Annotated in this window: 10 protein-coding genes; 1 reads left to right on the top strand and 9 read right to left on the bottom strand. The window is 53.6% G+C overall.

Going from position 1 to position 14,134, the window contains the following annotated elements; genetic code table 11:
• On the top strand, positions 1-693 hold the full coding sequence (locus I6L33_RS13150) for an ABC transporter permease (RefSeq protein WP_005299639.1): 693 nt from the start codon (positions 1-3) through the stop codon (positions 691-693).
• Positions 694-752: 59 nt separating this feature from the next.
• Here I6L33_RS13150 and I6L33_RS13155 read toward each other — a convergent pair whose 3' ends face one another.
• The 9 genes from I6L33_RS13155 to I6L33_RS13195 all read right to left on the bottom strand — a co-directional run bounded on the left by I6L33_RS13155 (position 753) and on the right by I6L33_RS13195 (position 14,121).
• Entirely contained in the window at positions 753-2,066 is a 1,314-nt protein-coding gene (locus I6L33_RS13155; protein ID WP_216972670.1) for a capsule biosynthesis protein, read from the bottom strand.
• 7 nt (positions 2,067-2,073) lie between these two features.
• Positions 2,074-4,128 carry a capsular polysaccharide biosynthesis protein gene (locus I6L33_RS13160; protein ID WP_216974132.1) on the bottom strand — a complete coding sequence of 685 codons (2,055 nt, stop codon included), beginning with the start codon at positions 4,126-4,128 and terminating at the stop codon, positions 2,074-2,076.
• A gap of 52 nt (positions 4,129-4,180) precedes the next feature.
• Positions 4,181-5,248 carry a galactosyltransferase-related protein gene (locus I6L33_RS13165; protein WP_254204930.1) on the bottom strand — a complete coding sequence of 356 codons (1,068 nt, stop codon included), beginning with the start codon at positions 5,246-5,248 and terminating at the stop codon, positions 4,181-4,183.
• An 80-nt stretch (positions 5,249-5,328) separates the two neighbouring features.
• Positions 5,329-6,066: a DUF6270 domain-containing protein gene (locus I6L33_RS13170; RefSeq protein ID WP_216972671.1), complete on the bottom strand. Its 738-nt coding sequence runs from the start codon at positions 6,064-6,066 to the stop codon at positions 5,329-5,331.
• Positions 6,067-6,076: 10 nt separating this feature from the next.
• Complete coding sequence (locus tag I6L33_RS13175; protein ID WP_216972672.1) at positions 6,077-8,842, bottom strand: glycosyltransferase; 2,766 nt, start codon at positions 8,840-8,842, stop codon at positions 6,077-6,079.
• 57 nt (positions 8,843-8,899) lie between these two features.
• Complete coding sequence (gene wecC / locus I6L33_RS13180) at positions 8,900-10,156, bottom strand: UDP-N-acetyl-D-mannosamine dehydrogenase (RefSeq protein ID WP_201964326.1); 1,257 nt, start codon at positions 10,154-10,156, stop codon at positions 8,900-8,902.
• A gap of 67 nt (positions 10,157-10,223) precedes the next feature.
• Complete coding sequence (wecB, locus tag I6L33_RS13185; protein ID WP_216972673.1) at positions 10,224-11,399, bottom strand: non-hydrolyzing UDP-N-acetylglucosamine 2-epimerase; 1,176 nt, start codon at positions 11,397-11,399, stop codon at positions 10,224-10,226.
• 45 nt (positions 11,400-11,444) lie between these two features.
• The gene (locus I6L33_RS13190; protein WP_254204931.1) at positions 11,445-12,437 is read right to left on the bottom strand and encodes a glycosyltransferase; all 993 of its coding nucleotides are present in this window, start codon (positions 12,435-12,437) and stop codon (positions 11,445-11,447) included.
• Positions 12,438-12,492: 55 nt separating this feature from the next.
• Positions 12,493-14,121, bottom strand: a complete 1,629-nt coding sequence (locus tag I6L33_RS13195; RefSeq protein ID WP_042008107.1) for a polysaccharide biosynthesis/export family protein — start codon at positions 14,119-14,121, stop codon at positions 12,493-12,495.
• Between the last annotated feature and the right edge of the window lie 13 nt (positions 14,122-14,134).

The raw sequence follows: 14,134 nt of genomic DNA on the forward strand, positions 1-14,134 counted from the left end.
ATGGATTTCTCAATCATTCTCAGCGAATGGCCCACCTACTGGCAGGGCCTCTACACCACAGTACTGCTGGTGGCCGCCTCCCTGATCCTCGGGCTGATGCTGGCGGTGCCGCTCGGTATCCTGCGCAACAGCCGCAACTGGCTGATCAAGGGGCCGATCTGGGCCTACATCTACTTCTTTCGCGGCACCCCGCTCTTGGTGCAGCTGTTCATTATCTACTACGGCGCCGCCCAGTGGGAGTGGCTGAAAAACAGCGTCGCCTGGGATCTGTTTGCCGAAGCCTGGTTCTGCGCCCTGCTGGCGTTCACCCTGAACACCGGGGCCTACACCGCCGAAATCGTGCGCGGCGCCGTGCTCAACATGCCAAAGGGGCAGATTGAAGCGGCCAACGCCTTCGGCATGACCCGCTGGCAGACCCTCACCCGTATCATTCTGCCCAACTCGTTTCGCCGGGCACTGCCGGCCTACAGCAACGAGGTGATCTTCATGCTGCAGGGCTCGGCGGTGGCGGGCATCATCACCATCGTCGATCTGACCGGCGCTGCGCGGATCATCAACTCCCGCTACTACAGCCCGTTCGAGGCGTTCCTGACCGCCGGCCTGCTCTACATGCTGCTGACCTTCGTCATCGTCTGGCTGTTCAAGAAGTGGGAAGCCCGCTGGCACGCCCACCTGCGCCCCCGCACCGTGTAACACCCATAAAAAAAGCCCGCAATCGCGGGCTTTTTTGTCGGTCAAGATAGGGGCAAGCATCACAGCATGCCGAGGGGCGTCAACATCTCGTCTGCCATCAAGCCAAGCGAGCTCAGCACGCCGAGGGCACCGATAAGCCCGGGGGCGTGGAGGGCCTGCTTGCCCTGTTTGATTGGCATGCGCTGTTTGTCGTGCTGCTGGATCTTCTGTGCCACGGCCATGGCTCCGATCTCCAGATGCCGATAGAAGCTGGCATTGATCTGGGTCAGGTGCAGCAGGGACTGGCGCATCCGTTCGAACGTCTCGTTGCAGACCGGGCTCTGCTTGTGCCAGAACTTCTCCAGCGTGCCGCGGGTGGTGAGCCCCAGCAGATCGTAGAGCGCGCGCCCCATGCAGAAGGTCGGCACATCGTGCAGCAGGGCGGAGAGGCCAACCGTGCTGTTGATGGTAATGACGCCCTTGAGCAGAGGATAGAGCGCCGGCAGCGGCAGGTCATAGCCATAAAAGACCCGCCCTTCCAGTCCGAGCAGGGTGACCAACCGGTTTATCTGGGACTGGTAGCTGACGTAACCTCGGTCCATGGGGTGGTGCTTGAACAGCAGCACATCTTCGCTGCGGGCATGCTCGGCAAACGAGTTCATCACCTGTGCCACCATCTCCTCGACACCGCTCAAATCCGAATGCTCGCGGATCTGGAAGTCCTCGGTGACCTGCAGGGGAACGAAGAAGATATGCCCCTTGTGTGCCGGCAGGGCTTTCAGCAGACGGCGGTCTGCCCAGCGGTAGCGCCACTTCACCAAGCCGCCGGCAACCCAGCCGCTGGCCTCCTGGTAAAGGCTCCAGGGTCTGTGGTTGACGAAGTGGGGGTAGCGCCAGCGAAACAGGCTCTTGTTGATGTGGTAGCGGCTGGCATACCAGGCTCGTCTGGCAAAGGTCTTGCCCACCTGCAACGGCGCCTGGTAGGGCTCAGGCCATTGCATCTCCGCCAGCTTGTCACGCTTGGCATAGAGCGGACTGAAGGCGTTGACCCCTCCTTGCTCCAAGGTCACGTAGTCGGGGCGCAGGTACCCCTCTTCCATGGCCCAGACGGCAATCTTTTTCTGCTTGCAGATGCGAATGGCCTGCAGATGGTAATAACGGCAGTCACCGTAGCAGACCAGGCTGTCGATACCGTTGCGCTTGATGAAGCGGCGAAAAAAAGTGTTCCAGCTCTCCGGTTTGCCGGTAAAGCGCTCGTTATGGCCGACACAGGGCCAGCACTCATCCCCACCGTTGAAATGGATCTTGTACACCTGATGGCCGGCATCGCTCAGCACCTGGCTCAGGGTTTGAAAGAAGGGGCCCAGCGGTCCTTGCAACAACAAAATCTTCATGTACGACTTATCTCATGAGCTGGGGGAGGGAAGGGCGCTGCCACAGAGTCTGGGTCAGGTAACTCAGCTTGAGCTGCCAACGTTGCCAGCGGCCAGCCTTTCGGGCCGATGAGTGGCCCTGCTGTGCCAGCTGGCGGATCAGCTGCTCCGGACTTATCCAGAGGCCGGTCTGCCAGTCGATATAGAGCGGATAGGCTACCAGGGTCAGATAGACCAGAGCGGCCAAAGGCAGGATTCGTTGCCGACGAGCAGGAGGGTGGGCATCCGTGGTCAAGCCCCAGCCACTGTAGAAGGGTTGGCCCCAGGTCGTGACCTTGACCCCTTGCACCAGCGCCTCGAATCCGCTCAACGAGGTCATGGTATGCAGCTCGTCCACATGGGGATAGAGGCTGGTGAGGCCGATATCGAGTACCTGGCTGTCGACGCACTCCGCCAGGCAGGCTGCCGAGATGGCACCGGCCCGGTTGCCTGCCACCACATCCGGATGCGGTTTGTAGATGATATGGGCCTCGGGTTTGGCGGCCCGCACGGCCCACAGCAACTGCTCGTTGCTGCGAATGGTCGGACTGCCGGTCAGGATGGAGGCATCCCCGTCGACCTGACCTACCACCAGCACCCGCGTGCGGCCATCGGCCGGCGGCGTGAATGGCTGTACTGTGCCCACATTGTATTTGCTGACGCCGTGTCGCTTGAGCAGCTCAAGCAGAGCCTGGCCTCGCATGACCTCCTGCTCGGTCAGTTGCTGGTAATTGAGCAGCTGCTCGAGCCCGCTTGGGGTGCGACAGTCAAAGTAGATCCCCACCGGATCGATGGAGAGGGAAGAGGGACGACACAGGTTGGAGCCCAGCCCGCGAGAGCGGATAAAACCATCTTCCACCCGAATGGCCGAGGTGAGATCGGGATGCCGGCTGCCCCAGACCAACACCTGCTCATCGCCGGTCAGCCGCTTGGGAGGCTTGCGAACAAAACGAAGCTCCTCGGCCAGGTGATGACAAAACGCCTGCATAAAGGCGCGCTTCCACAGCGAGAAGCCGACCAGATAGAGCCTGCGCCAACGGGGAGCGGGCTTTTGCTGGCGGGCGATGATGGCGATCACCTCTTCCACTTCGCAGCGCTGGCCGAGCACGGGGTCAAGGTAGCGCGGGTAGTGGATCAAGGCCGCCGCCACCAGCTGGGGCAGCGACACCGGCAGGTTACGACGCTCACACTGCTTGCTGTCGTGGGTCAGCCCCCAGCCGGCATAAAACGGCATGCCGAAGCAGTAGACCGGCTTGCCCAGCAGCAGGCCCTCAAAGCCGAGCTGGGATGAGACGGTATAGACGGCATCCACCAGGCTCAGCAGGGCGTGGGGATGACAATGGTCGGCCACTATCTCCACATCGCTGAGCTTCAGCCTGGCCAGCACTCCGCTCTTCTTGCCAAAGCGGGTATCCGGGTGAGTACGCAGCAGCAGACGGGCATGGGGGTGGTTGCGACGCGCCGCTTCCACCATGGCAACAAAATCGGCCTCGCTGGCCAGTGCGCCGGGGATGGAGAGATCGCCGGCCACCTGATCGACCAGCAAGACTCTGGGTCTGGCGTCTTGCAGCAGGCGTTGAGCCAGTGCTGCCGGTAGCCCTTTCACTTCGGCAACCGACGGGCTGCGGGGCCCGGCGGCCGAGGCGGTATCAGGGCGACTGGCATAACAGTTGTACTTGGTCACCCCAAGGCGGACCAGTTCGCCGATCAGTCGCTCGGCCCGCGCCAGCGTGCCGGCATCGCAAGGGGTGGCGATCAGCTGTTCGAGCCGGCTGGGTTGGCGGGCATCGTAATAGATGCCCACCGGATCGGCGATCAGCGACACCGCCATCCCTCCCTTGGCAGGGTGGCCGATATAGCCGATAAAGCCGTCTTCCAGTTGCCAGTAGGGCAGGCCCAGTGCCTGTGCCTGCTGCTTGATCTGACGGGTATTGGCCTTCTGGCCCCAGCCGATCAGCACATCACCCGGTTGTGGGTCATCAGGAGATGTGAAGCGAGCCAGGGGCTGGTCCAGGCAGGCACCGATCTGGGCGCTGCGAGCCATAATGCCGCCGGATTGTGTCCATAGAGTCATGCAAATTGCTCAGATAAAAAGTTCAGCGAGACCTGGGTTTGAACATGTCTCTGAAAAAAGCCCGAGGGTTGAGGTAGAGCTTGCGCAGCTTGCGCCACAAAGGGCGCTTGGGTTTGATGCCATCCTGCCAGCGAAGCAGGCCCGGATACTCCTGCACCGGGTAGCCAGCCTCCTCCTGCAAGCGGATCATCCACTCCCGAAAATCGGGCAGCTCTCCACCAAGGTCGTTGCAGGGCACCACGGGCCCCTTAAGCGGGCCCCGCTCTGCCTCGCTGCGGGTCAGCATCTGCTCGAGCAGCTGATCATTGCCTGCCCGCCGCTTGTGGTATGGGTGGGTCAGGGGGCGCGGATGCCACTGGTGCACCAGAAACCGGCCGGCAAACAGATGGGGCAGCGCATAATAGCTGAAATAGCGCCGAAAGCCCTGATAATCCCCCGGATGCTGAGCCTTGATATTGAGGGCATAGTCATCCGGTCTCGGCCCGATGGGGTAGTGACGAGTAAGGCGGTCTATCAGTTCAAGATCTTCGCCGCCATGGCCGACAAACTGCTCATCAAAGCCCCCCAGCTGCAAAAACCACTCGCGGTTCATCAGCAGACAGCTGCTGGCCAAGGCGATTCCCTCCACCCTATGGTTTTCACCGCGCAGAAAGGACTCCAGGCAGCCCTGAAAATCACCGTCAAAGCGCTCCGTTTCTTCCTTCGTCAGATAAAGGCAGGGGTACATCTCAAAAGAGGGTTGCCCTTGGGTATCAATATTCTTTACTCGAGTTAAGACCTCTTGTAATAGCGTATGATTGAGTATCAAGTCAGAGTCGACAAAAAAGATATATTCGTTTGACAGTTTTGATACGCATATATTTCTTGAGCTACCAGGGGAAAATATAGTGTCAGTATGCGTGAATGAAAATTCAATGTTGTTATGTTCTTCAATCCCCAAGGATTGAATGTTTGAATCTACATGAAGAAATAAACACTTATTGTCAAGTGACTTAATACAGCGCTCAAGCCTTTTTTGTGCGTACTTAAGTCCACCTCTTTCGTTACCTAGATGGAAAGATGGAATTATTACATCTATATGCTTTCTCATTAGATTGACTTATTTTCCGCAAAACCATTAATTATAAATGGGCATGCTGCTATTGCTAGCAGTCACGCCCATGTTTTTTATTATAACCTGACTAGGTTTTTTACTTCTTTCATAAAGGCTAGATAATATTCATCAATGTAATGGAATGGTGATAGACCCCATTTATGCTCTTTGCTAGCAAGTGAAATCTCATTGTCAATGCGTATTGTTTTTATCCTAGAGATGTTTTTCTGAAGGAAGTTAATATGCGATGACAATTTTGCGTTCATAATTGCATTCTTATGGCACCTTATCACATCAAATTGTCTGATCACTCCGTTGTCACGATAATAGTTGCTATATCTTGCATCATGAATTATTACAGTTGATTCAGGGAAGTCAGAGTTTATCCTTTCACAAAACAGCTTTGCTTTTTCATAGAATAACAATGTTGTTTCATCGCTAGTACTTCCAAGTATTGAGTCATACTCAGGACTTTTAGACAGTGGATTCACCTTTAAAAGCTCATCTGAGCGAGTAAGGTAGCTATTGCCTAACTTTATTAGGTCATATCTTTCTTCAATCAAATCTATAAAGATAAAATCTGGTTTTTTGGACTTTACCTGTGCCAATGTTGATTTATTATAATCGTTGAGTATAACCCATTTTAACCACTGATTTTCAGATGATAGAGTTGTATGTTCTATCGAAATAGGGGGGCTCATCATACTAATAAGAGATGTTCTTGGGAAATATGAACCTGATATGTCAATAAGATTAGGTTCAAACTCGAATGCATCTCTTGTAACACAGGAGCCAATAATTACGGCTTTTTTCAATGTCATGCCCCTATATGCAATAGGTATCTTTAGCTAGCCCATCACAAATAAATTGCGCATTTTTTACAAATGCTTGGTCATCGATTTTCCAAGTGTGATTATCTAAATTCTTACTTCTGATTGTAATGTAATTATATATATCAGATGAATATATAAGGATATTTTTTTCTTTGCAGTCTGCTAAGAATTGTGAATCTTCACCTTTGTTTTTATTGTGGAAAGTGACCTTTTCAAATACTTCTTTTCTTATTATTAGGCTTGCACCAATTATAAAGTCACTGAATCGACAGTCCTTATCATTTCTGATTAAAAATGTCTTATCCATTGATTCAACATATGCTAGATGAGAATCCTTTCCGACAACATCAGCACCAGAATACTCCAGAGCAAGTACAGCATCAGTTATATAATGCGAACCATAAATATCATCGTCATCTAGTTTGGCTATAACATCGCCACTGGATAATTCCACAGCTTTATTTAAACACTCCCCAAGTGTAAAACTATCAGCCATTTGGAGCAGTTTATGATTTTTTATTTTTGATAGTTTTTCATTGATTGATTTTAAATCAACGTCACTTGTGTTTATGATAACAATCAGTTCTTTTCGGTCATACTTTTGTTGTATGAAGTTATTAATCATTAAGTCTATGTTATGCGGTCTGTTCGTGCACATTACTATAGATACAAGAGGTTGTTCATTATAAAGGCTAATATTGCCATTTATTTTATTTACAATATACTCAAATCTATTTTTATATGTGTGTTCTTGTAATGTATGGCGAGAGGCAAGATGACCAACAGCTCGACGTTTACTCTCATCATTTAATAAATTATCGATATTTATTTTTGCAGTGTTTTTATTATCAACTATATAAACATGATCACCCAACATTGCCTTCATACCATCGGAATGGGTCGATACCACAGGCGTACCACAGGCCAGGATTTCGAAGACCCGACGAGAGAACATGGTCGGTGAATCTTGTACCGTGTTGATATTGAGGAACAGCTTGTACTGGCGATAAGCGGTGACCATCTGGTCGTAGCTCAGAGAACCCACAATAAACGGCTGATATTTGGCCGGGAAGATACGAGACTCGCGATGCTTGGTGGCGTGCAACATGCGGTCGTAGACGTGCAGCTCACGGTGCATGGCCCCATCGAGCACGATCTCGGTCTGAATACGGCGGGTGTCATGGCCATTGTTGTACCAGCTGCCGGCGAAGCAGGCTTCATAGGTAGGCAGCTTCTTGCGTTTGTCACGGATCGGGTTGTGAATCGCCGGCTGCGCCGCAAAGGCTAGCGGGTAAACCCTGTCGTGGCCGACACGGGCCTTGTACTTGTCTACGATCCCGCCATCGGTAGTAAAGATGTAGTCACAATCGGCGGCTACATCGATAAATACGTCGTAGTTGGTCGGATCTTCCTTGTTCCAGAACACCACAGGAATGTTCTTGGACTGGCAATACTTGATGGCTTCGCGCAGCGGATCGCCAAGGTGCTTCTTGTAGCTGGCCATGGTGTAGGTCCACTCGCCATCATTGCCGTTCCAGGCTGACTCGACGAAGAACAGTACGGGGTTGGCTGCATCGATCTCGGCTTTCCAGTTCTTCTTGGTCAGCGGGATGAAGTTGGCTTCGTAGCGGAAACACTCGTAAGTGAACTTGTCGCTGATCGAGACGACATTGATATGCTGGTTACGCAGACGGGCGCGAGGTTCGAATCCGGGCCAGGTGATCTCTTCATTAGGACGGGCTTCGTTGAAAATGCCAACCTGCTCCAGCAACTGTTGCCTGATGGAACTATCCATGGGCGAATGTTCAAATTTCCCCTTGCGCTTGGCCGCCCGAATTTTGATGAGCTTCTGCGGCAAAGCCAGTAGCCCAGCCAGCTTGTTGCGCTTGGCTTCTGCCAATGTTTTACCAAGGCGATAATACAGAGACTTCTCTACTTGCTGCTTTTCATAGAGCGCAGTAGCCAGTTTATCCTTCAATGCCTCCAGATTGGTTTTTTGAACCATGGGGGAGTCTGGCAACGCATGAATGCGTTTCTCAAAGGCTGACGTCAACGCTTTGGCTTTGAGCTCAAAGATACGAGCAATCTCTTCTTCAGACTGGCAATTTTCGAGAGTGATCGCGTTAACCGGCAGCATCTCTTCCGCAATTATTCTTAGCGGTTTTAGGCTGAGAGTTCCTTGACCTTTGAAACGAAGAGCGATGCTGAAATAACGAGCCTCTGGCACCGTTTCAAACTCGATTTTATTCAGCCCGTTATAAATCTGTTGGTATTTATGGGCGATGCGTTTTTCTGCATCATATTGAATAAAGAACATGGCGCAGTCAGGACGCTGTTCACCATAAATTGCATCAAGATGTACTTGATATTTATGACCGCCATTGATTCGCCAAGCATCTTTGTTATGAGGAAGACCGTTGATATCCATGCTGCCAGTTTGCAGATAGAAAGAATCTCCATCGACCAGATCCATGTCGAGTGAGAGTACACCATGTTCATCAACATTTATCGTTTTCTTGCGATCATTGTCAGCAGGCAACAACCAAGCATCATCGGCGTCGATATTACTGATTTTTACGAATGTAAGCAGAGCGTAGGATTGTTCAACCCAATCAATCTTGTCGGTTTTTCTGGCAAGTTGACGATAGAGATGATCGAGATGTTCGTCATAAATAGAAAAAACAGTGTTGAGATGATTTTCTTGTTGACGTGGCTGCTGATTTTTTCGAGCGTTCTTTTTAGCGAGTCGAGTCGACATATCTGAGTTCTTTTAGCATAAGGTGGCCGATATGCATCGACCACCTTTTTAAGGGAATTAGTGAGAGGCGTTGACAAAATCAAGCAGGTTATGGCTGGCAATATCATTGCTGTTCAGACCAAGGAATTGCTTGTGTTTGACCAGGATCACGACTACATCAGCCTGCTTCAGTGCATCTGACAGAGAAGCCAGCTTGACGTTATTGCGATTTTCCAGAGTGGCTGGCAGCGCTTCAATATTGGGTTCAACCGCCAGAATCTGATAGGCAGGGTTGTTGGCCAGGGTCTTGGTGATATCCAGCGCCGGACTCTCACGCAGATCGTCGATATCCGGCTTGAAGGCCAGACCAAGACAGGCGATTTTCGGGTTGTTCAGGCCAGTAACAGCTTGCTCGACCTTTCCAACCACATAGTGCGGCTTGTAGTCATTGATGAGGCGTGCCTGGTGGATGATTTTGGCGGTATCGGGGTTTTGGTTGACGATAAACCAGGGGTCGACCGCGATGCAGTGGCCGCCCACGCCACAACCCGGCTGCAGGATATTGACCCGCGGGTGACGGTTGGCAAGGGAGATCAGCTCCCACACATTGATGCCCTGCTTATCGCAGATCAGCGACAGCTCGTTGGCAAAGGCGATATTGACGTCACGGAAGGCGTTCTCGGTCAGTTTGCTCATCTCGGCGGTGCGCGCTTCGGTGGCAATGCATTCCCCCTTCTTGACGAACATCTTGTAGACCTGGGTGGCCGCAGCGGTGCTGGCCTTGTCCATGCCACCTATGATGCGATCGTTTTCCACCAGCTCGCGGATCACCTGACCCGGCAGTACGCGCTCCGGGCAGTGCGCCACAAAGATATCAGGGGTCTGGCCTTCTGCCACAGTGTGGGGGAAGGTCAGATCGCTGCGCTCTTCGGCCAGCCATTTGGCCATCTGCTCGGTGGCGCCGACCGGTGAAGTGGACTCCAGTACCACCAGATTGCCTTTCTCCAGCATGGGGGCCAGGGCGCGGGAGGCACTCTCTATATACTTGAGGTCCGGCTCGTGCTCTTCACCCTTGAACGGGGTCGGTACGGCAATCAGGAAAGCGTCCGCTTTCTGCGGGCTGGTATGGGCACTCAAGTGGCCATCCTGCACTGCCTGCTTGACCAGATCTTCCAGGCCCGGCTCCACGATATGGATCTTGCCCTGGTTGATGGTATCGACCGCATGCTGGTTGACATCAACCCCGATAACGCGAATACCGTTGCTGGCGATGACTGCTGCTGTTGGCAAACCGATATAACCCAGACCAACGACGGAGATGGTTTCAAATTTCATTATTGTGTGCTCTCGATAGTAAAACAGGGGGCAGGAAGCCCCCAAGGACAGGTATGTAATCTGTAGATCAGGCAACCTGCAGGCTGCTGTCGATCTGTTGACCCAGGGCGCCGCTCAGGCCGATCACCGCTTCGACGATACGCTGGCTGGTTCTGCCATCCCCGTAGGGGTTGTTGGCATGGCTCATCACCTGATAGGCCAGCTCGTCATCCAGCAGACGAACCGTTTCCGCGACGATAGTTTCATCACAGGTACCCACCAGACGCACCGTGCCCGCCTTGACGGCGGCCGGGCGCTCTGTGGTATCGCGCATGCACAGTACCGGCTTGCCCAGGGTTGGCGCCTCTTCCTGAATACCGCCCGAGTCGGTCAGGATCAGGTAGCTCTGCTTCATCAAGTAGACGAACGGCAGGTAGTCCTGCGGCTCGATCAAATGCACGTTATCGAGCCCTTTAAGGTTGCGGTTGACCGGCTCTTGTACATTGGGGTTGAGATGCACGGGATAGACGATTTGCACATCGTCCCGCTTGGCCAGTACGGCGAGGGCCTTGCAGATGCGCTCAAAGCCATCGCCATGGTTCTCGCGGCGATGGCCGGTGACCAGGATCAGCTTCTTGCTCTTGTCCAGGAAGGGGAAGCGAGCAGCCAGCTCAGCCTTCATGCCCAGGTTTTTATCAATGCGCTGAGAAACCTCAATCAGGGCATCGATCACCGAGTTGCCGGTGACGAAGATGGTCTCGGGAGCGATGTTCTCCATGATGAGGTTTTTCAGCGAGCTGATTGTCGGGGTGTAGTGTTGATCGGCGATGCCGCCGGTCAAACGACGCATGCCCTCTTCCGGCCAGGGGGAGTAGATGTTGCCGGTGCGCAGACCCGCTTCCACATGACCCACCGCGATACGGTGATAATAGGCAGCCAGCGTGGCCGCGAACGAGGTGGCCGTGTCGCCGTGCACCAGAATGCGATCCGGCTTGAACTCGGCAAATACGGGTTTGAGCCCCTGCAAGATGGCAGTGGTCACATCGGTCAGATCCTGACCCGGCTTCATGATGTTGAGATCGTATTCCGGGGTGATCTCGAACAGGTTTAGTACCTGATCCAGCATCTCCCTGTGTTGCCCGGTGACGCAAACCCTGACGTCGACCTGGCGGTTGGCCTGAAAGGCCTTGACGATAGGCGCCATCTTGATCGCTTCCGGCCTGGTGCCAAATACGATCAATACCCGCTGCGCTTTCATCGGCATATTATTCACTCCCGTGTGAGTTAATTGATTTTAGTTTTCCTGAACTTAATAAAGGCTGAGCTCGCGGTTGAGCTGATCCAGCCGGTGTTGCCAGGTGTGCTGGGCAAGCACTATTTCCTTGGCTTGCTCGCCCAATGCGCTTCTTTGTTGAGCATCTTTTTGTAATTGCACACACCATTCTCTTGCCTCCGTGCCACTTGACACGGAAATAACGCTTTCACCAAAAAAATTCGCCATGGCTAGCGAGGGAGTACTGATAATGGGGCAGCCGGCGGCGGCCAGCTCAAATACCCGTCTAGAAAGCATGGTGGTCGATTGACTGATGGTATTGAAATTGAGATAAAGCTGATATTGCCGATATGCCTTGGCAACCAGCGCCGGCGAGATGGCCGGTTTGCAATATGGCAGCAATTTTTCTGGATAACTGCAGCCACTGTTGTGTTGCCAGAAGCGGTCAAAGATGATCAGACCCCGATCTCGCAGGGCATAGAGCACATCCTCCTGGGTCCGGCTCCGCTCAGCCAGCTCGTTGCCATAGTAGCCCCCCAGAAAGGCGATGCCAGGCCCGCGTTCGCCTGGCTCGGCAGGCAGGTACCAGCGTGGCTGGGCCGCAAACATCAAGACCCCCACATGTTGGAAAGCCTGATGGGGCAGGGCCCGATATCTCTCCACTGAGCCTATGTCGGTGGTATAGACGACGTCGAACAGTGCGGCGGCATCGGCAAAACGTTCGAAATGAAACGGGTCTTCCTTGTTCCAGAAGATGGTGGTTATCTTCTGTTTGCGGCAAAAGTCCAGCAGCTTGCTGAGCTCGGGTTTATTTGGCGAACTGTGGGCATAACTGGCAATTTTTCCTTGCCAACTGTTTTTATAACCACGCCAGGTTGATTCAACGAACAGAAAGTCAGGTTTGAATAATCTGAGTTTCCAGCGCCAATCTATTGGGGTGATTTGCACAAGGTCTGCGTCAGGTGACAAGCTGAATGTGGTGAACTGATCCGCCACCAATGCGATGCGTGGCTTTTTATTATTATTCAAACGAATTGACTCACAATTTAAATGGAGTGGCCAGCAAGGCCACTCCATTCATTTATTAAAGGAGCACCAGCGCTCTGGCAGAAATGGCGATCTGATAAAGCACTTCGGTGAGATCCTTGGTGATCTGCAGTGACTTGGTATCAACCTGCGGCAGTACGAATATTTCGTCGCCCGGTTTGATGGCAATCTCTTTATTGTCGAGATCACCCTTCTCGATCTGGCTGAAGGTGCCATCACGATGCAGCAGCAAGATGCGTGAGTTGCTCGCTTTCTGGGTAAAGCCGCCGGCCAGATTGATGTAGTCGGCCACGGTCCGCTTGCTGTCCATCAGGATGGCGTTCGGGAACATCACGTCCCCATGCACCATGATGAGATTGGTCTGACGCGGGATCCGGATCACATCCCCCGGTTCGAGCCGCACCTCTTCCATATTGGTACCGTTGGCCAGTACCACCTGGCCGTTGGGCTGGATATCCTTGGCACGTTCTACCCATTGCATCAGAAGCTGGGCTTCGCTGTTGCGCAGCTTGGCCTCACCCTCTGAGGATGAACGAGCGGTCAGGATGCTCGCTTCCAGCGCCTTGAGCGAGGATTGCAGCATCTCTTTTTGGCGTACCTTGACCGATTCCCGATAGAGCTGGATGGCACTGAGATCCGCATCCTGGGTCAGTTTCAGCCCGTTGAGGATATCGCCAAGGCGTGCGCCGTACTTGAGCACATACTCCTGGGCACTGTCGTGCTCCCCTTCCACCCGTACCGCGATGGAGGCATAGCGCTTGTCGGCGATCACTTCCACCGTGTCGCCTGAGCTGACCATCTTGCTGTTCAGTTGCTGATCATTGATGGGGTAGTAGTCCATGCGGATATCTTCCCCCTGATTGCGGCTCACCCGGATATGGGTGGCATCGGGGTCAGGTCTGGCCATCTGCATCAGCTCGGCCAGGGTGACATGGGGCTTGCTCAGTTCGAACTTGTTGGCGTTGGCCACCTTGCCTCTGACCGTGGTCTGATAGCGCAGCGGCGCCACCACTATGATGTCACCATCGCGCAGCTGGGTCGGTAGCAGGGTGCCATTGACCAGGAACTGATAGAGGTTGTAGTGACGCAGGGTCTGGCCATTGCGCTTGAGGGCGACATCTAGATAGCTGCCACGCTCGGGGGAGATGCCACCCGCCTTGTCGAGAAAATAGAGGATGGAATCCCCAGATTGACCGGCAAACAGACCCGGCTGTTTGACAAAGCCGGTGACGAAGATCTTGACCGGTTGGCTGACATCCAGGGTCGCATACACGCTGACGTTTTTCTGGTAAACGGTGGTGATGGCGCCGAGCAGAGTGTCGTTGAGCTGTTCGTTGCGCACTCCGGCTACTTTGATGGGGCCTACCTTGGGCAGGAAAATATTGCCCTGATGATCGACCGTCAGCGGCTGATCAAATTCGACACCGCCCCAGAGTTGTACCTGCAGGCGATCGCCAATGGCGATGCGATAATCCGGGTTGAAGCCGTTGAAGGATTCGCGGGCGAACTCGCCGCGAAACAGCCAGTTGCCAAAGACAGGATCCTGGGTCTGGGTGTCGGTAATGACTTTGCGCACCGGGGCCGCTTCTTGCGAGATCTCGAGAGCCAACGCGGGCTGCAACAGCATGCCCAGGCCCAGCGCCAGCAGGCTGGGTTTCAGGTTCAAATGGGATAACATC

This window comes from Aeromonas sp. FDAARGOS 1403 (assembly GCF_019047325.1).
Lineage (GTDB): Bacteria > Pseudomonadota > Gammaproteobacteria > Enterobacterales > Aeromonadaceae > Aeromonas > Aeromonas dhakensis.